General features: G+C 32.1%; 20 protein-coding genes. 5 read left to right on the top strand and 15 right to left on the bottom strand.

What is annotated here, in order from left to right; all coding sequences use genetic code 11:
• Positions 1-66: 66 nt before the first annotated feature.
• From pyk to ABV008_RS05030, 8 genes are all read right to left on the bottom strand, one after another.
• Positions 67-1,824 carry a pyruvate kinase gene (gene pyk / locus ABV008_RS05065; RefSeq protein WP_352418732.1) on the bottom strand — a complete coding sequence of 586 codons (1,758 nt, stop codon included), beginning with the start codon at positions 1,822-1,824 and terminating at the stop codon, positions 67-69.
• Positions 1,825-1,837: 13 nt separating this feature from the next.
• Positions 1,838-2,797, bottom strand: coding sequence for a 6-phosphofructokinase (gene pfkA, locus ABV008_RS05060; RefSeq protein WP_352418731.1), 960 nt, complete (start codon positions 2,795-2,797; stop codon positions 1,838-1,840).
• Positions 2,798-2,894: 97 nt separating this feature from the next.
• A complete protein-coding gene (locus tag ABV008_RS05055; protein WP_352418730.1) occupies positions 2,895-3,086 on the bottom strand; it encodes a hypothetical protein in 192 nt (63 codons plus the stop codon).
• Positions 3,087-3,213: 127 nt separating this feature from the next.
• Entirely contained in the window at positions 3,214-6,702 is a 3,489-nt protein-coding gene (locus tag ABV008_RS05050) for a DNA polymerase III subunit alpha (protein ID WP_352418729.1), read from the bottom strand.
• A gap of 96 nt (positions 6,703-6,798) precedes the next feature.
• On the bottom strand, positions 6,799-7,878 hold the full coding sequence (locus ABV008_RS05045; protein WP_352418728.1) for an HD-GYP domain-containing protein: 1,080 nt from the start codon (positions 7,876-7,878) through the stop codon (positions 6,799-6,801).
• Positions 7,879-8,036: 158 nt separating this feature from the next.
• On the bottom strand, positions 8,037-8,303 hold the full coding sequence (locus ABV008_RS05040) for an HPr family phosphocarrier protein (RefSeq protein ID WP_352418727.1): 267 nt from the start codon (positions 8,301-8,303) through the stop codon (positions 8,037-8,039).
• A 4-nt stretch (positions 8,304-8,307) separates the two neighbouring features.
• Positions 8,308-9,264 carry a DNA-binding protein WhiA gene (gene whiA, locus ABV008_RS05035; RefSeq protein WP_352418726.1) on the bottom strand — a complete coding sequence of 319 codons (957 nt, stop codon included), beginning with the start codon at positions 9,262-9,264 and terminating at the stop codon, positions 8,308-8,310.
• Between the two features lie 29 nt (positions 9,265-9,293).
• On the bottom strand, positions 9,294-9,698 hold the full coding sequence (locus ABV008_RS05030; protein ID WP_352418725.1) for an NUDIX hydrolase: 405 nt from the start codon (positions 9,696-9,698) through the stop codon (positions 9,294-9,296).
• A 187-nt stretch (positions 9,699-9,885) separates the two neighbouring features.
• Between ABV008_RS05030 and ABV008_RS05025 the strand changes: the two genes are divergently transcribed.
• Both ABV008_RS05025 and ABV008_RS05020 read left to right on the top strand, forming a co-directional pair.
• Complete coding sequence (locus ABV008_RS05025; RefSeq protein WP_352418724.1) at positions 9,886-10,926, top strand: M42 family metallopeptidase; 1,041 nt, start codon at positions 9,886-9,888, stop codon at positions 10,924-10,926.
• A 211-nt stretch (positions 10,927-11,137) separates the two neighbouring features.
• A complete protein-coding gene (locus ABV008_RS05020; protein WP_352418723.1) occupies positions 11,138-11,683 on the top strand; it encodes a hypothetical protein in 546 nt (181 codons plus the stop codon).
• A 163-nt stretch (positions 11,684-11,846) separates the two neighbouring features.
• Here ABV008_RS05020 and ABV008_RS05015 read toward each other — a convergent pair whose 3' ends face one another.
• Positions 11,847-13,235, bottom strand: a complete 1,389-nt coding sequence (locus ABV008_RS05015) for a tryptophanase (protein ID WP_352418722.1) — start codon at positions 13,233-13,235, stop codon at positions 11,847-11,849.
• 247 nt (positions 13,236-13,482) lie between these two features.
• Here ABV008_RS05015 and ABV008_RS05010 point away from each other — a divergent pair, with 247 nt between their 5' ends.
• Complete coding sequence (locus ABV008_RS05010; RefSeq protein ID WP_352418721.1) at positions 13,483-14,151, top strand: hydrolase; 669 nt, start codon at positions 13,483-13,485, stop codon at positions 14,149-14,151.
• 25 nt (positions 14,152-14,176) lie between these two features.
• On the opposite strand, the gene mgfK is transcribed toward ABV008_RS05010, so the two are convergent.
• The 6 genes from mgfK to ABV008_RS04980 all read right to left on the bottom strand — a co-directional run bounded on the left by mgfK (position 14,177) and on the right by ABV008_RS04980 (position 20,654).
• Positions 14,177-15,205 carry a gluconeogenesis morphogenetic factor MgfK gene (mgfK, locus tag ABV008_RS05005; RefSeq protein WP_352418720.1) on the bottom strand — a complete coding sequence of 343 codons (1,029 nt, stop codon included), beginning with the start codon at positions 15,203-15,205 and terminating at the stop codon, positions 14,177-14,179.
• A gap of 12 nt (positions 15,206-15,217) precedes the next feature.
• Positions 15,218-16,075 (bottom strand): RNase adapter RapZ, encoded by an 858-nt coding sequence (gene rapZ / locus ABV008_RS05000; RefSeq protein WP_352418719.1) that lies wholly within the window; start codon positions 16,073-16,075, stop codon positions 15,218-15,220.
• A gap of 18 nt (positions 16,076-16,093) precedes the next feature.
• Entirely contained in the window at positions 16,094-16,825 is a 732-nt protein-coding gene (locus tag ABV008_RS04995; RefSeq protein ID WP_352418718.1) for a PHP domain-containing protein, read from the bottom strand.
• A 223-nt stretch (positions 16,826-17,048) separates the two neighbouring features.
• Positions 17,049-17,966, bottom strand: coding sequence for a UDP-N-acetylmuramate dehydrogenase (gene murB / locus ABV008_RS04990; protein WP_352418748.1), 918 nt, complete (start codon positions 17,964-17,966; stop codon positions 17,049-17,051).
• Between the two features lie 267 nt (positions 17,967-18,233).
• Positions 18,234-19,568 (bottom strand): extracellular solute-binding protein, encoded by a 1,335-nt coding sequence (locus tag ABV008_RS04985; protein WP_352418717.1) that lies wholly within the window; start codon positions 19,566-19,568, stop codon positions 18,234-18,236.
• Between the two features lie 156 nt (positions 19,569-19,724).
• Positions 19,725-20,654 (bottom strand): nucleoside hydrolase, encoded by a 930-nt coding sequence (locus tag ABV008_RS04980; RefSeq protein ID WP_352418716.1) that lies wholly within the window; start codon positions 20,652-20,654, stop codon positions 19,725-19,727.
• Between the two features lie 202 nt (positions 20,655-20,856).
• Here ABV008_RS04980 and ABV008_RS04975 point away from each other — a divergent pair, with 202 nt between their 5' ends.
• A complete protein-coding gene (locus tag ABV008_RS04975; protein ID WP_352418715.1) occupies positions 20,857-21,231 on the top strand; it encodes a BlaI/MecI/CopY family transcriptional regulator in 375 nt (124 codons plus the stop codon).
• A complete protein-coding gene (locus ABV008_RS04970) occupies positions 21,224-23,050 on the top strand; it encodes a M56 family metallopeptidase (protein ID WP_352418714.1) in 1,827 nt (608 codons plus the stop codon). Before ABV008_RS04975 ends, ABV008_RS04970 begins: the two co-directional genes overlap by 8 nt.
• The last annotated feature ends 29 nt before the right edge of the window (positions 23,051-23,079 follow it).

Below are 23,079 nucleotides of genomic sequence, written 5' to 3'. Positions count from 1 at the left end.
GCCTTACATTAATTATATCAATTTATGTAAAAAAATAAAAGGCAGCAAAATATACTGCCTTCTATACTATAATACTCTGGTTTCTCCTCTATATACCAATCCTCTTATACTATCTACTGTAATAATTTCTCTATCTTTTAGTATTTTCGTTGCATCATTAGCTCCTACAATTACTGGCTTCCCAATATTTAATCCTACTATTGCAGCATGGGATGTTAGACCTCCATGTTCTGTTATTATAGCTGAAGCTTTTTCCATGAAAGGAACCATGTCTTTATCTGTATCTATAGCAACAAGTATATCTCCATCTTCAAATTTGTTTTCTAAATCTTCGATGCTCTTTGCTATACATACCTTGCCTTTTGCGGAACTATTACCAATTCCTGTACCGTTCACAAGTATCTCCCCCACTATATGTACTTTTAATAAGTTAGTGCTACCAGCTACCCCCACCGGAATTCCAGCAGTTATTACAATTAAATCCCCTTGCTTAATAAAATTCTTTTCAATAGCACTTTGTACTGAAGAATCTATCACTTCATCTGTTGTATCAGTACCTTGAGCAAATATTGCATATACTCCCCATACAAGCATGAGCTTCCTCATAACGTCTTTTCGAGGAGTCACTGCAACAATAGGAGCTGAGGGTCTAAATTTTGAAACTGCTCTAGCAGTATATCCTGATGAAGTAGCTGTTACAATAGCTGCTGCACCTAAGTCTGCTGCAGTTGAACAAGTAGCATGGCTAATTGCATTAGTGACTGTTATATCCTTTCCAATTGATTTATTACGTAACATTTCTTTATAATCTAAAGAATGCTCTGTTCTAAGAGCTATATTGGCCATAGTCTTAACTGCTTCTATAGGATATCTTCCTGCCGCTGTTTCACCTGAAAGCATTATTGCATCTGTACCATCAAATATGGCATTTGCTACATCCGTCACTTCAGCTCTTGTAGGTCTTGGATTTCTCATCATAGAGTCAAGCATCTGAGTAGCTGTAATAACAGGCTTTCCTGTTTCATTACATTTCTTAATAATAGTTTTTTGAACAAGTGGTATTTCCTCAGTAGGTATTTCCACTCCAAGGTCTCCTCTAGCTACCATTATTCCATCTGAAACCTGTATAATCTCATCAATATTGTCTACGCCTTCTTGATTCTCTATTTTTGATATTATTTGTATATTATTAGCTTTATGTTCTTCTAGAACCTTTCTTATTTCAATAACATCTGAAGCTTTTCTTATAAAAGAAGCAGCTATAAAATCAATTTCATTCTCTATTCCAAACAGTATGTCTTCAACATCTTTTTGAGTTATAGCAGGTAGATTGATTTTTATTCCAGGTACATTTACTCCTTTATGATTCTTTATTGGTCCTGGATTTATAACTGTACACCTAATATCAGTTTCATTAACTATCTCAATTATTTTAAGCTCAATAAGTCCATCGTCTATTAGAACACTGTCTCCTACTTTAACATCTTTAGGTAAGCCATTATATGTTATACTACAAATACTATTATTTCCTATAATATCTCTTGTAGTTATAGTAAATTCTTGACCCTCAACAAGCTCTGCTATTCCATTTTCAAAATCTCCTGTTCTTATTTCAGGTCCTTTTGTATCTAACATAATTGCTACTGGTATATCTAATTTTGTCCTTACTTTTTTTATAGCATCAATTCGTTTTTTATGTTCCTCATGAGTGCCATGAGAAAAGTTTAATCTAGCAACATTAAGTCCGTTTAATACTAATTTTTCAAATATCTGCTCGTTTTCAGAGGCTGGTCCTATTGTACATACAATTTTTGTTTTTTTCATTTTTCCACCACTCCTAAATAGATAGAATTTTTGTCAGTTGATATGTATCTGTATCAAATTCTCTTTTAATTGAAAGTGCTTCATCTATATCAATGTCAAATATCTTATTTCCTTTAATACCTAAAGCTCTTGAGGTTTTTCCTTCTATAAGTAGTTGAACTGCCTTAGCTCCCATCTTGCTTGCTATTATTCTATCAAAAGCTGTAGGACTTCCTCCTCTTTGAAGATGCCCTAATATAGTAACTCTTGTTTCTATACCAGTATATTTTTGTATTTCATCTCCAAGTTCATAGGCGTTACCTATACCTTCCGCAAGTAAAATTATACTATGTAGTTTACCTCTATTTTTCCCTTGGATAAGTCTTTTACATACTTCTTCTACATTAAATCCTTCCTCAGGGACTATTATACTTTCAGCTCCTCCTGCTAGCCCTGCATTTAGTGCAATATCTCCACAATGCCTACCCATTACTTCAATAATATTTGCTCTTCCATGTGAAGTTGAAGTATCTCTTATCTTGCTTATTGCATCTATTACTGTGTTGATAGTTGTATCAAATCCAATAGTAAAATCTGTATAACCTAAATCATTATCTATAGTCCCTGGTATTCCTATAGTAGGAAATCCTAATTTGCTAAGCTCTCTAGCACCCTTAAGGGAGCCATCTCCTCCTATAACTACAAGCCCATCAATGCGAAATACTTTTAGAACAGTCATAGCTTTTTCTCTGCCAGCTTCAGTCGTAAATTCATCACTTCGGGCTGTCCTTAACATAGTGCCACCTCTATGTATAATGTCTGCAACTGAAGACAAATTCATCTCATAAATATTTCCATCTATCAAACCATTATATCCTTGCTTTATTCCCATAATTCTAATATTATTATAAATACCAGTTCTAGTAACAGCTCTTATGGCAGCATTCATACCAGGTGCGTCTCCTCCACTTGTTAGCACACCTATAGTTTTCATCACATAACCTCCTTCGCTAATCCAACATGGTCTTTAAAGGTCCCAGTATGGTTAAAAATTATTTTCCATTTAATTTAATATTATTTGAATATTATACTTAGTATCCTAAATCTAATAAAACAGTCTGGGCATCATCTGCCTCAAACTCTGGGACTAATATTTTGTAAAGTATACTATCCCCTTCCTTTGAAAAGGGTTTCACTTTGACTAGAAATCCTTCGGTTTTTAGTTTTTCTCCTAATTCCTTTGCTGCTTCAGCGCCTTCAACCATATATACTGCAGTCCACATTTTTTGACCTCCAAAGTTTCTATCTCTATAGTCTAATTTTACACGAATATTGTTATGAATGGATACTATAAGCATATTATACCACAAAATCAAAATATTCCACTAAAGATTTTATGGTAAAAACCAATCAACAAACCTTAACACAATCTTTCCCTAGCATGTTCTCAAGTTTTTTAAAGAGTTCTATATTATCAGCATCTACCCAATAATCTCTATCTGCCATTACGGTACTTCTGTTTTTTTCAATATAGACATATACAGGTACTGTACCACTATGCTGAGATAATGTTCTTTTAATATCCTCAAGAAAATCTAAAGGTTTTGACATTGGCATTTTAATATATATTTTTTCTTTTTTAGCTTTAACTAAAGGTTTAATAGTTTCAACTATTATTTTGGGCTCTTCTTCTTCATTTATGTTAAGTTTTCCATCAACTATTATTATACTGTCTTCGAATATAAGCTTACTATATTTTTCAAAAGTAGCTGGAAATATTATAAGCTCTATTGTTCCATATAAGTCCTCAAGAGTTGCAAATGCCATCATATTGTTATTTTTAGTGATTTTATTTTGTTTTTTTACTATTATACCTCCAATAGTGACTTTGCTTTCATCGCTAATAGGAGTTGCATTTACTCCTATATTTTCCAATGCTTCATTTATATCTACTGTGGTTACATTAGAAATTCTTTTGAGCTCTTCATCAAAGGAAGAAAGTGGATGTCCACTAATATACACCCCTATCATTTCTTTTTCCATTGATAATAAGGTTCTTTCTGGAAATTCTTTAATATTCGGTAATATGTCTAGACTCAAATCAGGATTGTCTTCAGGACTTAATACTTCAAATAAAGAAAATTGTCCTTCTACATTTCTCTTTCGGTCTTGATTCATACCTTCCAATATTCGCTCATATACTGCTAAAAGCTGTGCTCTATTTGCTCCTAATGAATCAAATGTACCGCATTTTATCATGCTTTCTATCATTCTTTTATTTATAACATTTAAATCTACTCTCTGACAAAAATCAACGAAGCTAAGAAATTTTCCGCTTTTTTTCCTTGTTTCAACTATAGAATCGATTGCTGCAGAGCCAACATTTTTTATTGCAGCAAGTCCAAATCTAATTGCCCCATCTTTCACTGTAAATTTTGAGTAGCTTTCGTTGATATCAGGTGGAAGTATTTTTATTCCAAGACGTTTACATTCTTGAATATATAGCGAAACAGAGTTAGTATTTCCCATAATACTAGTAATTAAAGCAGCCATGAACTCAACAGGATAATAATATTTAAGCCATGCTGTTTCATATGCTACAACTGCATAGGCAGCAGAGTGGGATTTATTAAATGCATAGTTTGCAAAATCTATCATATCATCATAAATCTTATTCGCAGTAACTTCATCTACACCATTTCTTATGGCACCAGGTATCTCTACTTCACCTTTTTCATTTGTCTTGCCGTAAATAAAATGCTTTCTTTCTTGCTCCATTACATCCATTTTCTTCTTTCCCATGGCTCTTCTTACTAAATCAGAGCGCCCCATAGAAAAGCCTCCTATATCTCTTACAATTTGCATTACTTGCTCCTGATATACCATGCAACCATAAGTAACATCAAGTATAGGTTCTAGTTTAGGATGCAAATATTTAATTGCATCAGGATTATTTTTGTTTTCTATATACCTTGGTATCTGGTTCATTGGTCCTGGTCTATATAAAGAGTTAGCTGCTACTATGTTTTCAAATCCAGTAGGTTTAAGCTCTTTTAAAAACTGTCTCATGCCAGAGCTTTCAAATTGGAACACTCCTAAAGTTTCACCTTTAGCAAACATCTTGTATATATTTGGGTCATCATAGTTTGAATTAGAGAAATCTATCTTAATCTTATGATTGTCTTCAATTAGCTTTATAGCATCTCTTATAACGGTAAGAGTTCGTAATCCTAAAAAGTCCATCTTTAATAAGCCCAGCTCTTCAAGCTCTGTCATTGTAAACTGGGTAATAATATTTTCATTGTTCCTTGATAATGGAACATACTCAGTAATAGGTAGCTTCGATATAACTACCCCAGCAGCATGTGTTGAAGTATGTCGTGGTAGGCCTTCAACTGCTTTTGCTAAATCTATTAATTCCTTTACTGAATCATCATCTTCATATAGTTCATTTAACTTTTTGTTTATCTCTAATGCTTTATCTATAGTAATACCAATAGCCATTGGTATCTGCTTTGCTATATAATCAACCTCACCATAAGGCATATTTATTGCTCTGCCTACATCTCTTATGGCTGCTCTTGCTGCCATTGTACCAAAAGTTGCAATCTGAGCTACTTTATCAGAGCCATATTTAGATATGACATAATCTATTACTTCTTCTCTTCTTTCATAACAAAAGTCAATATCTATATCTGGCATAGATACTCTCTCTGGATTTAAAAATCTTTCAAATATTAAACCATTTTTTATTGGGTCAATATCAATTATTCCTAATGTATAAGACACTAAACTGCCTGCTGCAGAACCACGTCCTGGTCCTACCATTATTTCATTATCCTTTGCATATTTGATGAAGTCCCAAACAATAAGAAAATAATCGACATATCCCATATTTTCAATAGTCTTTAATTCATACTCTAATCTATCAATTAGCTCCTGACCTACATTCTCATATCTTCTTTTTAATCCCTCATAGCATAGCTTCCTTAGGTATTCTGGATTTGTTAATCCCTCAGGTGCGCTAAAGCTTGGTAAGTGAAGAGTATTAAAATCTAATTCTACATTACATCGTTCTGCTATCTTAACAGTATTTATTATTGCATCGTCAAAGCTACTAAATAAGGCATTCATCTCTTCAAATGATTTTAAATAAAATTCTGAGGAAGGAAACTTCATTCTATCTGCGTCTTCTAAAGTTTTTCCTGTTTGTATACATAAAAGAACATCATGAAATTTAGAGTCTTCCTTATTTATATAATGAACATCATTAGTAGCCACTAGTGGTATATTTGTTTCCCTACTAAGTTTTAAAAGCTGTTGATTTATTAGCTTTTGTTCTCTAATACCATGATCCTGTAATTCTAAAAAAAAGTTATTTTGTCCAAAGATATCATTATATATTAAAGCAATTTGCTTAGCTTTTTCATAATTGTTGTCATTAATATATTGCTGTACTTCCCCAGCAAGGCATGAGCTTAGAGCAATTATCCCTTTACTATATTTTCTAAGTACTGAATAATCCACTCTTGGCTTATAATAAAATCCTTTAACAAAGCCTTCTGATACTATCTTCATTAAGTTTAAATATCCTTCCTTGTTTTCTGCAAGAAGTACAAGGTGATATTGATTTTTATCCTTGCTTGGATTTTTTTCAGTATATTTACCTTTTGATATATACACTTCACAGCCTAAAATAGGCTTAATCCCTTTTTTAATAGCAGTTTTATAAAAATCTACTATGCCGTACATTACCCCATGGTCTGTTATAGCTATGCTGTCCATTCCAAGCTCTATAGCTCTATCTATAAGCTTGTTTACTCTAGAAGCTCCATCCAACAAACTATATTGGGTATGAACATGAAGATGTACAAATTTTTTTCCAGCTTTATCACTCATTTTTTCACTTCCTTTTGGATATAAAAAAATTAAAAAGATAGTGAATTTCACTATCTTCATTATATCAAAACTAATATTAGGTTACAATTTTATACCTCAAAATAATTCTATATCATCTGTAGTTTCTACTATATTTATTGAGTCTTCTATCTCAGATAAGTCCAGTATATAAGGAACTTTTACTCTCTTTCCTAAATTATTATATAGTATCCTTACTACAGGTCTGGATGTATAGCCTTTCTTATTAGAAATAACATACCCCTTAAAACCAGTATTAAGTACGATACCCTTGCCAACTGGATATCTTGCAATATTATCTACAAATTTATTAACTATATTGCCATCAAATTGACTTCCTGACATAGAAAGAATATAATCTAAAGCTTCATCTATACTTGCTTTTTTCTTATAGACTCTATCATTAGTTAATGCATCATATACATCTGCAATTGAAACTATTCTAGCATATTCGTGGATATCTTCCCCTTTTATATTATGAGGATATCCATTACCATCATATCTTTCGTGATGGGATAACGCTATTATTTTTGAATCAAAACTTATATTTTTAATATTGTTTAAAATTGCATATCCATATGTAGTATGCCTCTTTACTATTTCATATTCACTCATAGTAAGAGAGGAAGGTTTATTAAGTATGTTAAACTCAATCCTAGCTTTACCTATGTCGTGAAGTATTGCTCCGGCACCTAGGTCAATAAGTTTTTCTTTGTCATAACCTAAACTTATGGCTGTAACTAGAGATAAAACAGATACATTTACGCAATGTCCAAATGTATAATCATCAATAGCTCTAATTTCAGAAAGGTTAACTAGTATATCTTCAGGTGTTAGTAAATCTTCGATTATTTTATTGATAATCTTCTTTATGTTATCGAACTCATTTTCATCTAGATAACAGAGATTATTCATAATATTTTCTATCACTATAAAAGAACTTATTTTCAATTCTTTTCTCACCATATCGCGAACTATCTTTCCATCACCTAAATCATCCCTTATATAAATGCTTCTTATACCCAATTCCTTAAGCCTATTTAAATATCTTTCCTTAATCACGACATCTTCATCTAGAAGCATTAGTCCCTGGCTTGTAAATATAGGTCTTGCATTTACCATTCCTTCTCTAATCATATCTAATGACATTAATATCATGATTGTCTCCTCTATAATAAACTTATATGATCCTATATTTAAACATTATACACTAGTTCTTACAATAAATCGACATTATATGACCTGTTTCAATAAATTAGGAATATTAGACTATGAAAAGGTAAAACTTTCTTGCTATAAACTCAGAAAACAAATCTTTATAATTGATCTAACTTATTCTCAACTAAATCCACAATATCCTTCATAGCAACATCTTCATCAATTCCATCTACTATTATCTTAATTTCTTCATCAGGACAAACTCCTAAGGACATTATTCCCATTATGCTTTTTGCATTAACCTTATTACCATCTTTTTCTACGAATATTTCACTTCTATATTTACTACAAGTTCTTACAAATAATGCAGCAGGCCTTGCATGAAGTCCAATACTATTTTTAATCACTACGGTTTTTGTAATCATATTTTTACTTCCTCCTCTCTCTTAATTGCTCTGCAATCTCTTCTAATTTTCTTAGTCTATGATTTACCCCAGATTTCCCAATAGTTGGATTAAGCATCATTCCTAGTTCCTTTAGACTTGCATCTCTATGTAAAAGCCTTAATCGTGCAATATCAACTAGGTTCTCGGGTAAGTTATCAATTCCAATTACCTTGTCTATATATTCAATATTGTGTATCTGCCTTAATGAAGCATTTATAGTTTTTTCTAAGTTTGCAGTTTCACAATTAACTATCCTATTTACATTATTTCTTACTTCCTTGAGTATTCTAATATCTTCAAGTTTAAGAAGTGCAGAATGAGCTTCAATAATATTTAATAAATCTACAATCTGTTCTCCTTCTTTGAGGTATACAACATAACTTTCTTTACGTAATACTATTTTTGAGTTTAGTCCAAAAGAATTAATCAATTGAGACAAATCTTCACTATGCTGTTGGCTGTGTGTAACAAATTCAAGATGGTAAGTTTTTTCGGGATTACTAATTGAGCCTCCTCCTAAAAAAGCACCTCTTATATACGCTCTTTTACAGCATCTATTGCTGACTAAGTCTTTAGTTATACCATAGTTTATGACATAATGTTGTTTGCTATCCTTTTTTAATACTCCAGTATCTATAAGAATTTTTTCTGCATCTTTAGAATTGCTAACTATCATTAAATAGTTATTATTTTTCTTTAGCTGCTTATTTTTTCTAACCATTACTTCAGTATTTACATTATATAAAGATTTAAGTAAAGAAAATATTCTTCGTGCAATAGCAGCATTTTCTGTTGTAAATTTTAAGTTAACCCGACCTAATCCACTAATTTGAATAGAGCCGCTCATGCGAATAAGTGCAGCTAATTCTGCTAATATACAACAACTATTATCTGTTTGGATTCTAGACAATTCATTTTTAGTTTTTGATGAAAAAGACATAAGCCACACCTACCATAGAAAATCTATAACTACATATTTTGTATAGCTTTCAATATTATTTTCTTCTCGTCTTCATATCTTGCTATCTGACTTGCCCTATTAATGTGAACAAACAAAGCATCCACAAAACCTTCTTGTTTTTGGGGAATACATTCCATATTCCTAGCTTCCATTAGAAACCAATGTACAGTCTTATTGACAACTTCATCCTCTTCTCTTGTATTTCTAAAAGAGTAGTGTATCTTTCCTAAATATTTAATAATATTTGCCTTTACTCCTCCTTCTTCTAGTACCTCTCTAGTAGCTGTTTCAGCTATATCTTCATTATACTCTACTTTCCCCTTTGGTAAAACCCAATCTCCATTATATTTTCTTAATAATAATATAGCATTACCAAATACTACAACCCCTCCTGCACTTATTTCATTTCTCATGTTGATACACCCCTATGTACAAATATCCCATCCTAATTAATAAAAAGTATATACAATTAAATTATCATATTAGTGCAAATCTTTCAACTACTCAGCGAGCTATTTAAATATTGTTTTATTTACTATTCTTATTATTTGATATAAAATGGTATTAGATTCCATAAAATATTACTAAGGAGGCTTGTTTATGAATATTGATATGCAATACACCATTGATAGACTCGTTAAAATTTTGGAAACTCCAAGTCCAACAGGAAATACTAAAACAGTAATGGATTTCGTAGAAAAAGAATTTAATGATTTAAATGTCAGCACTTATAGAACTAAAAAAGGAGCTTTAGTAGCTACTATAAAAGGTGAAAATGACGAAATACATAAAACATTATCTGGTCATGTAGATACGTTGGGAGCAATGGTAAAGGAAATAAAAAGTAATGGCAGGCTTAAAATCACACAAATTGGCGGCTATTCGTGGAATACTGTGGAAGGCGAATATTGTATTGTTGAAGCTTCAAATAGCAAACTTTATTCTGGTACTATCTTAACAACTAAAGCATCCACTCATGTCCACGGTAGTGAAACTAGTAAGCTTGAAAGAAATGAAAGCAGCATGGAAATTAGACTTGATGAAAAAGTAAATTCAGCTGAAGATGTAGAAAAATTAGAAATTTCAGTTGGAGACTTTGTATTTCTTGACCCAAGAACTACAGTGACTGAAAGTGGCTTTATCAAATCAAGACATCTAGATGATAAAGCAGGAGTAGCTGCTATTTTAACAGTAGCTAAGTACCTTAAAGATAACAACATCGCTCCAAAGTATACAACTAACTTCTTGATAAGTAATTATGAAGAAGTAGGTCACGGAGCTTCAGCTTCTATACCAGAAAAGACTGCTGAATTTATCGCCATTGACATGGCTGCTCCAGGCGAAGGACAGACTTCTGATGAATATAACGTTACTATATGTGCTAAGGATTCAAGTGGTCCATATGATTTGGAATTAAAAAATAAATTAGTAGAAATTGCAAAAATCAATAATATAAACTATAAGGTAGATATATATCCATACTATGGTTCAGATGCTAGCGCAGCTTTAAGAGCTGGATGGGAATTTAAACATGGTCTTATAGGTCCTGGTGTAGATGCTTCGCATTCATATGAAAGAACTCATAAAGATGCTATTGAAAATACAATTAAGTTGGCTATCAATTATTTATTGAAAGATTAATAATCTGTTTGGAGGTAGCTATATGCTTATTGCTATTTTAAGTGTATTAAATTTTATATAAATATAATCAATAATTCATTTTTTAAACATTAAAGTGCAGATAAATTATTTTTCTGCACTTTTTTATTTATGCCATTATTTATATTTGCTTACTTTATTATCATGTTTAAATTGTTAATGAAGTAGCAAAATAAAATAAAAAGGTGATTTTATGTCTATTAATGAAAAGTTTATAATAAATCTTCAAGGAAAATCTTTTGTTACTTATGAAGGGCTTTTAGATTTAGCACATCAAAAGAATTTGAAGTCGATTCATGTTGAACTTGTACAGTCACCGTCAAAGGAAAATAATATGACTGCTATTTGTAAGGCTACAGCAATTACTGATAAAGGAACTTTTATTGATTATGGAGATGCAAGTCCAGCTTCAGTCAATTCTAAAATTCAACCCCATATAATTAGGATGGCATCTACGCGCGCAAAGGCAAGAGCCTTAAGAGATCTTACTAATGTAGGTATGACTGCCATTGAAGAGATAAACCTAGAAGCTGAAGACGAAACTTTGGAAAGCTCTTTTGAGTCTTCTACTTTTAGTTCCTCTGACTTCTTTGGTGAACCACCCACTAAAAGGCAAATAGAAACAATAAGAAAATTATCTGGTGATTTAAATAAAGATATTGATCTGGCTTCATTAGATAAGAAAAGTGCAGGTACTTTAATTTCTAGCATGCTAGAGGAAAAGTATAAAAAGCATTAAAGGGAAAGTATAAACTAAACTCGTTTCAATTCTGTAGTTTAATAGTAGAAAAACAGAAACACCTTATATTTTGTCATACTGAACGCAGTGAAGAATCTAAAAATCCCTCGCTAACGTTCAGTATGACAGTACCTAGTATTTACTAGCTTCTAATTTTTAAATGTTATTCTACAGGCTTTAGTTTAGCAATAAAATGTCTTAGTACCTTTGGTTCATATGTGAATTCATAACCTTTAAGCTCATCTTTTCTCTTTGCTATATTGATTAAAGCTTCTGCTATAACATCCATATGATTATTTGTATATACTCTTCTAGGTATAGTAAGTCTTAATAGTTCTAGTGGAGATTCAAGTTGTTCTCCTGTGTCAGGATCTCTTCCTAATAAAAATGAGCCTACCTCAACTCCTCTTACTCCTGCTTCAATGTAAAGCTCTACGCATAGTGATTGAGCAGGAAATTGATAATATGGTATATGTGGAAGAAGCTTTTTAGCATCTACAAATACTGCATGACCTCCAGCAGGTTTTTGTATAGGTATTCCGGCTTCATCAAGTCGTTTTGCTAAGTATTCTATCTGTCCTATTCTAGATTGAAGATAAGGTTCTTCTACTACTTCCCTAATACCTCTTGATAAAGCTTCCATGTCTCTTCCTGTTAATCCACCATAAGTAGGGAATCCTTCCATAGGAATCACCATTTGTCTTACGCCTTCAAACAAGCTCTCATCATCCTTAATCGCAACCATACCGCCCATGTTTACTATACCATCTTTCTTAGCACTCATAGTAAGTCCTTCACCATAAGAAAACATCTCTTTAATTATTTCTTTAATACTCTTATTCCTATAGGCTTCTTCTCTTTGTTTTATAAAATAAGCATTTTCAGCAAATCTAGCAGCATCAAAAAAAACTCTTAGTCCATATTTATCAGCTATATTCTTTACTCCCTTTATATTCTCTATTGATACAGGTTGCCCACCAGCACTGTTACAGGTTACAGTAATCAATATGAAAGCACAGCTTGAGGCACCTTTTTCTTTTATGAAAGCTTCAAGTTTTTCTAAGTCAAAGTTTCCTTTAAATGGATGTTCCTTCTGAGTATCATATGCTTCTTTTATTACAAAATTTTCTGCTCTTCCCCCTTTAAGTTCTATATGAGCTTTTGTAGTGTCGAAGTGCATATTACCAAGTACATATTGTCCTGGCTTTATCAATATAGGAAACAAAATATTTTCTGCACCTCTTCCTTGATGTGTAGGTACAAAGTATTTATAGCCAATTACTTCTTGAACAGTTTCCTGAAGGTTATAAAAATTTTTGCTACCAGCATATGCTTCGTCTCCCATCATTAATCCAGACCATTGGTTATCACTCATAGCGCCAGTTCCACTATCGGAAAGTAAATCAATAAAAACATCCTCGGATTTTAATGCAAATTGATTGTAGCCTACTTCCTTTATCTTCTTAATTCTTTCTTCTTTAGGTATTAATCTAATGTTCTCCACCATTTTAATCTTGTACGGCTCTGCCATTTTTGCATAAATTTCACTCATAAAAATCCTCCTTTACTTTATCGATTTAAACTACTAAAATAATTTGAAGCCTTCAAAAATTTTCATATATTAATTATTCTATACATATTCTATATATCCTTTATGTTTCTATTTTTTAATATTTAAAATTTCTATGTAAGGTACATTTTCGTTTTTCCTTCTAATTTATTCTAAAGAATATGTTTTTGTTGGATTTCTTTCAGCTTAATGTTATAATTTAAAAAACATTATTGTGGGAGGACCAAGTATGGATGAAAGAAGAATACCTACAATTTCAAGCTACTTAAAAAGAAACATGATTCATACACCTGTTTCAATTGAAAAAGCATCCGGAATAAGAGTCAATGGAAAATTAATACGGTCATTAGTATTCTCTACTGATGTTGCAATAATAAAAAATATTAATGCTGATGCGGTAATGGCAGTATACCCTTTTACTCCCCAGCCTGTAATAACGCAAGCTATTATGACCGCTTCAAATGTACCTGTGTTTTGTGGTGTTGGGGGTGGTATTACTACTGGGAAAAGAGCTGTTAACCTTGCTCTCCATGCCGAATTTCAAGGGGCAATGGGTGTTGTAGTAAATGCTCCAACTTCAAATGAAGTTATTAGTGAAATAGTAGACACCATTGATATACCTGTAGTCGTTACTGTTACAACTATTAATACCCATATTTTAGATAGAATTAAAGCGGGGGCAAGTATTTTAAATGTATCTGGTGCAAGTAAAACACCTGATATAGTTGCTTTGATTAGAAAAGATTTTCCTGACATACCAATTATCGCTACAGGAGGTCCTACTGAAGAAAGTATTTTAAGAACTATAGAAGCAGGTGCTAATGCTATAACCTATACTCCACCAACTTCTGCAGAACTTTTCTCTGCATTGATGGAAAAGTATAGAGGAGAATTATAAAAAAGAAAACTGAAGGCACCTGCTTTCAGTTTCTCTTTTCTCTCATGACTAAATCTACTATTATCTCACTTAGTTTTATGGCATCATGTCTAATATAATTCTTTTTAATATCTATAAGTTTATCTTTAATTACTTTAATATTCATATCTGCTAATATTTTTTCTTCCTCTTCAGTAATAATTACAGCCTTTGCACCATCTTTTTGATATTTGTCTAAGGTTTCTTCTGGTATCATTTCAATATTTGTTATTATATAATTAAGGATTCCTTCCTTTGAGTGCTTTATTATAGCTCTCACATGATCTAGTACATTATAGCAATCAGTTTCACCAGGCTGTGTCATTACATTCGGTATATAAATCTTTATTGCACTTGAATCATCAATTAAATTTACTATACCTTCAACAAGAAGATTCGGAATAACACTAGTATACAGGCTACCTGGTCCTAATACTATACAGTCTGCTTCCCTTATTGCATTTATGGCTTCATCTACAGGCTTAGCCTTTTCAGGCCTAATAAATACATGACTTATTTTACTTCCAAATTCACCATTCTTAATAGGTATATTTGATTCACCCTCTACAATGTGCTCATCCTCCAGCTTAGCGTAAAGCTTTACATCTTCAAGTGTCATGGGGAGTACTTTACCAGTTACTGCTAGAACATTGCTCATTTCTTTAATAGCTGTCTCAAAGTTGCCATGTATTTCATTCATGGCTGCAATAAACAAATTACCAAAGCTCTGTCCCTTAAGTCTTCCTTCCTTAAATCTATGTTGTAATAATTTTTCCATAGCAGGCTCAGTATTGGCAAGAGCTAATAAACAACTCCTAATATCACCTGGTGGTAGCATGCCTAGATCCTCTCTAAGTATTCCAGAGCCTCCGCCATCATCAGCAACGGTTACTATAGCAGTTATATTAGATGTATATTCCTTAAGCCCTCTTAGTAATACTGAAAGCCCAGTTCCTCCACCTATAACTACAATTTTAGGCCCTGTAGTCAAAGCTTTCCTTTTATTATTTCTTACATTTGTATTATTAAAATTCATAGCATTTCCCCTTTATGACTTTTCGCAATCTCTGTGTCCCATAATAACTCTATAACCTTTTTTCTTTAGATCATCGTACAATACATTTGCAATAGTAACTGAACGATGCTTACCACCTGTACAACCAATGGCTATAACAAGCTGACTTTTGCCTTCTTTGATATAATAAGGAATTAGAAAATCAATCATATCAATTAGTTTATTAATGAATGTTTTCGTCTGCTCCCATCTCATAACATATTCTCTTACATTTTCGTCATTTCCAGTAAAGTCCTTAAGCTCCGCAATATAATAAGGATTAGGTAAAAATCTAACATCAAATACCAAATCCGCATCAAGGGGAATTCCTTTTTTGAAACCAAAAGAAACTATAGAAACTGTTAAGTTCATTGTTTCTTTACCCTCCAAGAATATATTCTTTATTTCCTCTTTTAACATAGCATTTGTAAGATTTGAAGTATCAATAATATAATTGGATTTCATTTTAACTTCTTTTAACTTTTCTCTTTCTCTTTCGATACCATCAATTATTCTGCCTTCAGTACTTAAAGGGTGAGGTCTTCTTTGCTCTTTAAATCTCTTAATTAGGACTTCATCAGAAGCGTCTAAAAATAGTATTTTGTATTCAAATCCTGACTCCTCAAGATCATAAAGACTCTTAAACAAGTCATTGAAAAACTTTCCACCTCTTATATCTGCAACAACTGCTACTTGGTCTATATTTCTTTTAGAATATAGACATAAATCTGCAAAGTCTGGAAGTAATGCAGGTGGCAGGTTGTCCATACAATAGTAGCCTATATCTTCAAAAACCTTAACTGCTTGGCTTTTTCCTGCTCCAGAAAGGCCAGTTATAATTATAAATTTCATTTAAAACACCTCTTTCTATTAATCAATGGCGTTTATTATTCTATCTACGCTTAGTTTTGCTTCTAATGCCCTTTTTATCCCTTTTTCTACATTTCCTATATCCTCTGGTCTATGAGCATCACTATTAATCATAAACTTAACACCTTCTTCCATAGCTATTCTTAAATATTCAACAGTTAAAAAACCATGGCTTGCATTTATCTCCAAAGCTGTTCCCCTTTTAGTAGCAGCCTTTGCTAGTTCTCTCGTATCAATATCTACTTTTGCTCCAGGATGAGTTATTAAATCAATATCATATCTATTAATTGCATTAATTACTGCTTGAGTGTTTAATCTTCTAACTTTATCCTTGACTCCCTTTGAAAATCTTCCTAAGTAATTCAGTACAAACATTTTGTAAGCATCACCAAAAGACTTTGGTACCGAGCCAAAATGGAAACCAACTAAAAGAATATCTAGCATGTCTATAATTTCATCGTTTACATCTATTTCTCCATCATAGCTTATAATATTTGCTTCTACACCCATAAGTATATTTATTTCCTTATATTCCTTATTTAAGACATCTATCTCATTTCTCATTTTTCGAAAATTATCTCTTTTTACTCCAAAGCCTGCATGTCTTGGTCCGTGATCACATATTGCTATTTCTCTTAGACCTTTTTTTATTGCGCTTTCAACATTTTCTCTTATGGTTCCTTTACCATGACTATATATAGTATGAGTATGATAATCCCCTGTTATCTTCATTTGTTATCCTCCTTCTTTTTTCAGTCTCTCATATATAAATAAAATACCAAGCGAACATTTGCAGGACACTACTATAATTCTTAGCGAATGTAAGCAAAAAATCTGTTAAGCAGCTTGCACTGTTTGAGTGTAGCGAGTTTGCAAGCTGTAGGATTTTTTGCTGAAATGAGCTTTAGAATTATTCGTGGCCGAAACCGTGAGTGTGTATTTTATTTATATATGTCTACTCTTCACCCATAATTTTAACCTCTGTTTCAAGTTTTACTCCAAATTTATCTGATACAGTTTTCTGAACTACTTTAATTAAATTAATCACATCATCGCTAGTAGCATTGCCAATATTTACAATAAATCCACTGTGTTTTTCAGAAACTTGTGCATCCCCAAGTTTAAGTCCTTTTAATCCAGCATCTTCGATTAATTTTCCCGCAAAATATCCTTCTGGTCTTCTAAATGTACTTCCTGCACTCGGAAGATGTAATGGCTGTTTTGATGTTCTTTTCTCAGTAAGCTCATCCATATATGCCTTTATATCCTCATATCTTCCCTCTTTCAATTCCATCTCTACTTGAACAACAATTAAATTTTCAGCCTGAACTCTACTTTGTCTATATCCAAAATTCATATCCTTATTTTCATACTCTACAAAATTACCATCAGTGTCTAAGCATAAAACATTAGTGACTACATCCTTCATTTCTCCACCATAGGCACCAGCATTCATAGCAATTGCCCCACCTAGAGAGCCTGGTATTCCACTTGCAAACTCCAGCCCAGCTAAGGAATTCCTAAGTGCAGTTTTAGATACCACTGATAATAAGGCGCCTGCTTCAGCAATTAATTTTGTACCTTTCACTTCTATATTACTCATGCTTTCTGAAACTTTTATAACAACCCCACGCATTCCTTTATCACGAATAATTAAGTTACTTCCATTGCCCATGACGAAATAACTTAGTCCTTCATCTTTACATAATTTAATAGAACTAGCTAGTTCTTCAACTGTGCCTGGTATAACAAAAACATCTACTGGTCCCCCAATTTTAAAGGATGTATGGTTACTCATAGGCTCATCCGTTAAAACAGTACCTCTTTCAACTATATTTTTAAACATTCTGTAAACATGATTTTTATCCAACATCATCAACTCCCATACCAGCAATATCATATATTTTAGTATATCTTTTTTCATTATAATAAACAACTTTTACATATAAGTTCTCATGAAGATAATAGAAATATTAAGCGAACATTTGCAGAGCACGATTATAATTCTTAGCGAATTTAAACTAAAAATCCGTTAAGCAGCTTGCACTGTTTGAGTGTAGCGAGTTTGCAAGCTGTAGGATTTTTTGCTGGAATGAGCTTTAGAATTATTCGTGTCCGAAACCGTGAGCGTATATTTCTATTATCTTCCGCTATCTAATTGCATAACCTGCCTTTTCGCCTCTTCAATAGCCTCTTCCGCAGTTTTCTCTCCGATGATAGCTAACCTTATTTGATTCTGCAAAATCCTATCTATTTCCTTCCATTCTTTATGTTTAGGCAATGAATAAGTATATGAAAGACAATCCTCGATTTTTTTCATATTAGGATCATTAATATATATATCATCTATATTACTTTTAACAGGAAATACTCCTAATCTTTCTAATTCTTTTTGATAAATATCTTTAGTAATGAATTTCAAAAATTTTATACACATATTTAGTTTGCCTTCATCTTCTTGTCTAAATATTCCATATGCGTTAACACTGTTATTTAAAGATATGGGCAACTTTCTATCTCCTATTGGGTAATTGGAGACTGCATACTCAAATCCTTCTCCAGATTCATAGTTATCAAAAAGTGTCTTTGCAGCCCAAGAGCCTGCAGGATAAACTGCTACCTTTTTTTGGTTATAAAATAAATCCCAAGCTTCATTTTCATCATATAACCCAAATTTTTCAGGAGTAACATTATGCTTTTGTTTTAAATCAATGACTTTTTGCAGCCCACTTACAGCTTTTTCACCCAAAAATGAATATTCGCCTTTATCATTAACTATTTCAGCGCCATCACTTAATATTATACCCCATAAATTATAATAATCAGGCTTTATAGGAGAAATAAAACCATAATTATCTAGTTCACCATCTCCATCATCATCCCATGTTAGTTCTTTTAGTTTCTCAACAAATTCTTCATAAGTCCAGTTCCCATCAAGTGGTAGCTCCACCCCTCTTTGCTTAAACATTTCAGTATTCAGAAACATAGAATACGTAGTCATCATAAAAGGCACTCCCCACATTTTTTCATCCTTAGTAACTGCGCTCATTGCTAAATATTTGAATTCTTTTATTTCATCTTCAGTAAAGTAATCATCTAATGGCTCTAATATAGATTCATCCATATACAAATTATCTGTTCCTATCGGAGCTATATCAGGAAGATTCCCAGTTTTAAGTGCTACTTCAAGCTTAACAGGTCCCTTTTTATAATCTAGTGGCACTAATTCAATAAATACTCCTGGGTTTTGATTCTCAAACTTTCTTATTTTATCTTGTATCCATCCATATCTACTTCCTGTTTTTGAGTCAACCCTCGGAAAATCCCATAGTTGAATAATTCCTCTCCAATCCTCTATTTTTTTATTATTCAACTCCTCCAATTTTGCTGGTTTATATATAAAGACATACAAAGGCCATATGAAAATAAAAACAATTAGAATTAATGACATAGCAATTTTAAATGTTTTTTTCATTCTATCACTCCTTAGAATATAAATATTCTTAGAAGATGTCCTTTATGTGATTTATAGATTAAAACTTGATTACATCGAGAGCAAGGGAGGAAAACGAAAGCAAGGGGATAGGGTTATTGCTTCACAAAAAAAGGTCTGTTTTCACAGACCTTTTCTTTAACTATAAGCTTTCATCATTTCTTTAAACATTTCAATAAATCTTTCTCTATCTAAACCTAAAGATACCTCTGCATTAGGCTTATTTTTAGTAGACCTATTCATATCAATAACAGTTCTGCCATACGTTAACTTCCCTTCAGTTTCTATAGCAACATGATAGTTTCTTTTTTGGATTATTGTAGGCTCTATTACAGCCGCTACTGCAAGTGCATCGTGTATAATAGCACCTTTAAACCCTTCACTTCTTATACGAAACTCTACATTAGAATCTAGAAGCTCCTTTACTGCATCAGAGATTTTACAATTTATTGAATAAATCTCCTTCATTTCATTTTCATATACTACTGATTTATTTGTAGCATCTAGAGTAACCATTGTTATAGGTATTCCTGATTTAAATACTATATCTGCTGCCTCAGCGTCTACATATATGTTAAACTCAGCTGATGGTGTTGTATTTCCTAAATAGGATGAGCCTCCCATCATTGTTATTCTTTCTATTTTATCTTTAATGTCTGGATGTACAGTTAATGTAATTGCAATGTTTGTAAGAGGTCCTAAGCATATCAATTGAAGCTTTCCATTACATGCTTGTGCCTCTTCATATATTGTATCCCAAGCTTTTTTATCATAAATCTCTGCATTATTTATAGGTAATACCAAGGTTCCTAAGCCAGTACTTCCATGTACCCATTCTGCAGTTTCCAATTTCCTTATTAAAGGTCTTTCTGCTCCCTTTGATACCTTTGCTTTTTTACCCATATATCCCACTAAATCTAATGTATTTCTTGTAGTTTTTTCTATAGGGATGTTACCTGCCACTGTAGTTAAGGCTCTTATATCAAGGTTATCTGCTGAAAAGGCTAAAAATATTGCAATTGCATCGTCCATACCTGGATCTGTGTCTATAATTACTGGTATCTTCATTGAATTTCTCTCCTTATCTAAATGTTTCTATGATTAATATATCTATAATTCGTATTGTTTATTAGAAATCCTTTAAATGATATTCTTTATAAATATTCAATACTGCAACTATACGGTAACTTTATAAGATTTCTGTTGACAAGTCAAGGTTACATATGTAAACTATAGATGAGGTTACAATAGTAAACTGGGAGGTGATAAAATGGCATCAAGAATAACCGATTCAGAATCCTTAGTAATGCGTGTATTGTGGGAAGCTGGGCACGAACTCACTATTACTCATATAAGAACATCACTAGAGAAAACCACAGACTGGGATAGTTCCACAATAAAAACATTAATCAGGAGACTAGTTAATAAAGGAGTAGTTGAGGCTACAAAGAAAGAAGTATATTATTATAGGCCACTAATTACTGAAGAAGAATATAATCAATACATTACACAAGATATAATTGATAGACTTTACAATGGCAGTGCAAAGAATCTGGTAGCCTCTCTTCTAGATAATAAAAAACTAGATGAAAAAGATATTGAAGAATTACGAAATATGTTTAAGGTAGGTGGCAAAGATGAATGATGTATTTAAGCTAATTCTATCCTTATCCCTATCTGGCACTATTCTTTCACTAATTCTACTATTGATTAAACCACTAATAGAAAATAGGATATCTAAAGCTGTACAATATTATATTTGGATTGTGGTTTTATTAAGATTAATATTACCATTTTCCTTCGAAGAAAGCTTGATGAATAAATTCTTTTATATGAACAACACCCAAGCAATAGTCTCTACTAACCAAGAAATACACATACCAAATAATGGGGCCTCCCCAATAATAAATACTTCTATAGCTTCTGATGCAAAGGAAAAACTAGAGAGTAAATCTTATGATTATAATAGTAATAGTAGAAGTTATTTTAGTAGCCTATTTAACAGTTTCAATAACTATGTATTTTATATCTATCTAATAGGAGTTATTATTGCAATAGCTACAAATATAGTTAATTATCTAAAATTTTTAAGAAAATTACAAAATTCATATAAAAATACAGGTTACCAAGAGAATTTACTTTTAAGCTCATTAGCTAGTGAGAAAAGCAAAGTAGCTCTTTTAAGAAGCTCATTAATTAATACTCCTATGCTAGTTGGTATATTTAGTCCAAAGATAGTAATCCCAGACATTAACTATAACAAAAATCAACTAAAAAATATACTATCCCATGAGCTTATCCATTTAAAACGTTTTGATATTGGATTAAAGTGGTTAACCATGATAATTACATCTATTCATTGGTTTAATCCTATAATGATATTGATTAGAAAAGAAATCAATAATATATGCGAGTTATCCTGTGACGAAGCTATTATTAAGAATTTAAGCGATGAGGAAAAACAAGAATATGGAGATACCTTAATATTTTCAGTAGCTCAATATAAATATCCTCCAAGCCAACTACAAGTAACAATGTGTGCAGAAAAAAGGACTTTGAAGAAAAGACTTTTAGCTATTATGAATTACAATAAGAAATCTAGGTTAACAGTACTAACTTCGGTACTATTGCTTACAATGATTATATTAAGTAGCCTATACTTGGGTGCTTGCACAATTAATACTCTTAAAAAACCTCCACAGGTCATAATCACCAACGAAAGTGACTATGCTCAAAATATATATACGGTACTTAAGAACAAATGGAATGGAGAAGAACCTACAGAGCATTCCTTCTATGAGTTTGCTAAGAAAAATAACTTGTTGAGGGATCTTCATTTTCTTACTGCCGATGAAAAATTTAGAGTTGACTTTGGTAAATCTAAACCAGATTCAGTTTCTGTAAAAGTAGCTCTATTTAGTGATATTCAAAGCGAATCTCCTTTGAAAATAGTAGATGTACCTGTACATAATAATCGCAGGGGAGTATATGAATTTAACAATCCTTATGATATAGATGACAATGAATTAGGAGCAAAAGGTAAAATATTTAGTGTTTCTGCCACTTGGGGAAACAATAGCTGTGAATATATATTTGCTGCAGAAACTCCTTCTCATTTTAGTATATCAACTAAGCCTGCTGGATATGGCATGAATAAGTTCAATAAATTACAGGCTGAGGCAGACAAAGGAAATAGACCTGATTTGCTTGATGCTGAAGCTGTGGCTCTTGAGTTTATAAATTCAAATGAGCTTACTGAATACTTGAAAATAAGAGCCATTGAAGGCGTAAATAAAAATCCTATTAGTATAAGTCATTTTAATGATTATACAATAGTGAAATATGGACTTAAAAAACAATACGGGTATATAGAACTAAAACTTATTCAGCCGCGAAAATCCAATGATAATAATATATGGATGGTTGACCTTTTTAATATTAAAATGATGACATATTCTGACTAAAATATATAACCTGGGAAAAGATTCTTCTG

Origin of the sequence: Proteiniborus sp., from assembly GCF_040308045.1 — a bacterium.
GTDB lineage: Bacteria > Bacillota > Clostridia > Tissierellales > Proteiniboraceae > Proteiniborus.
Note: the sequence above shows the minus strand (reverse complement) of the source record. Positions and strands in the feature narration are given on the sequence as shown.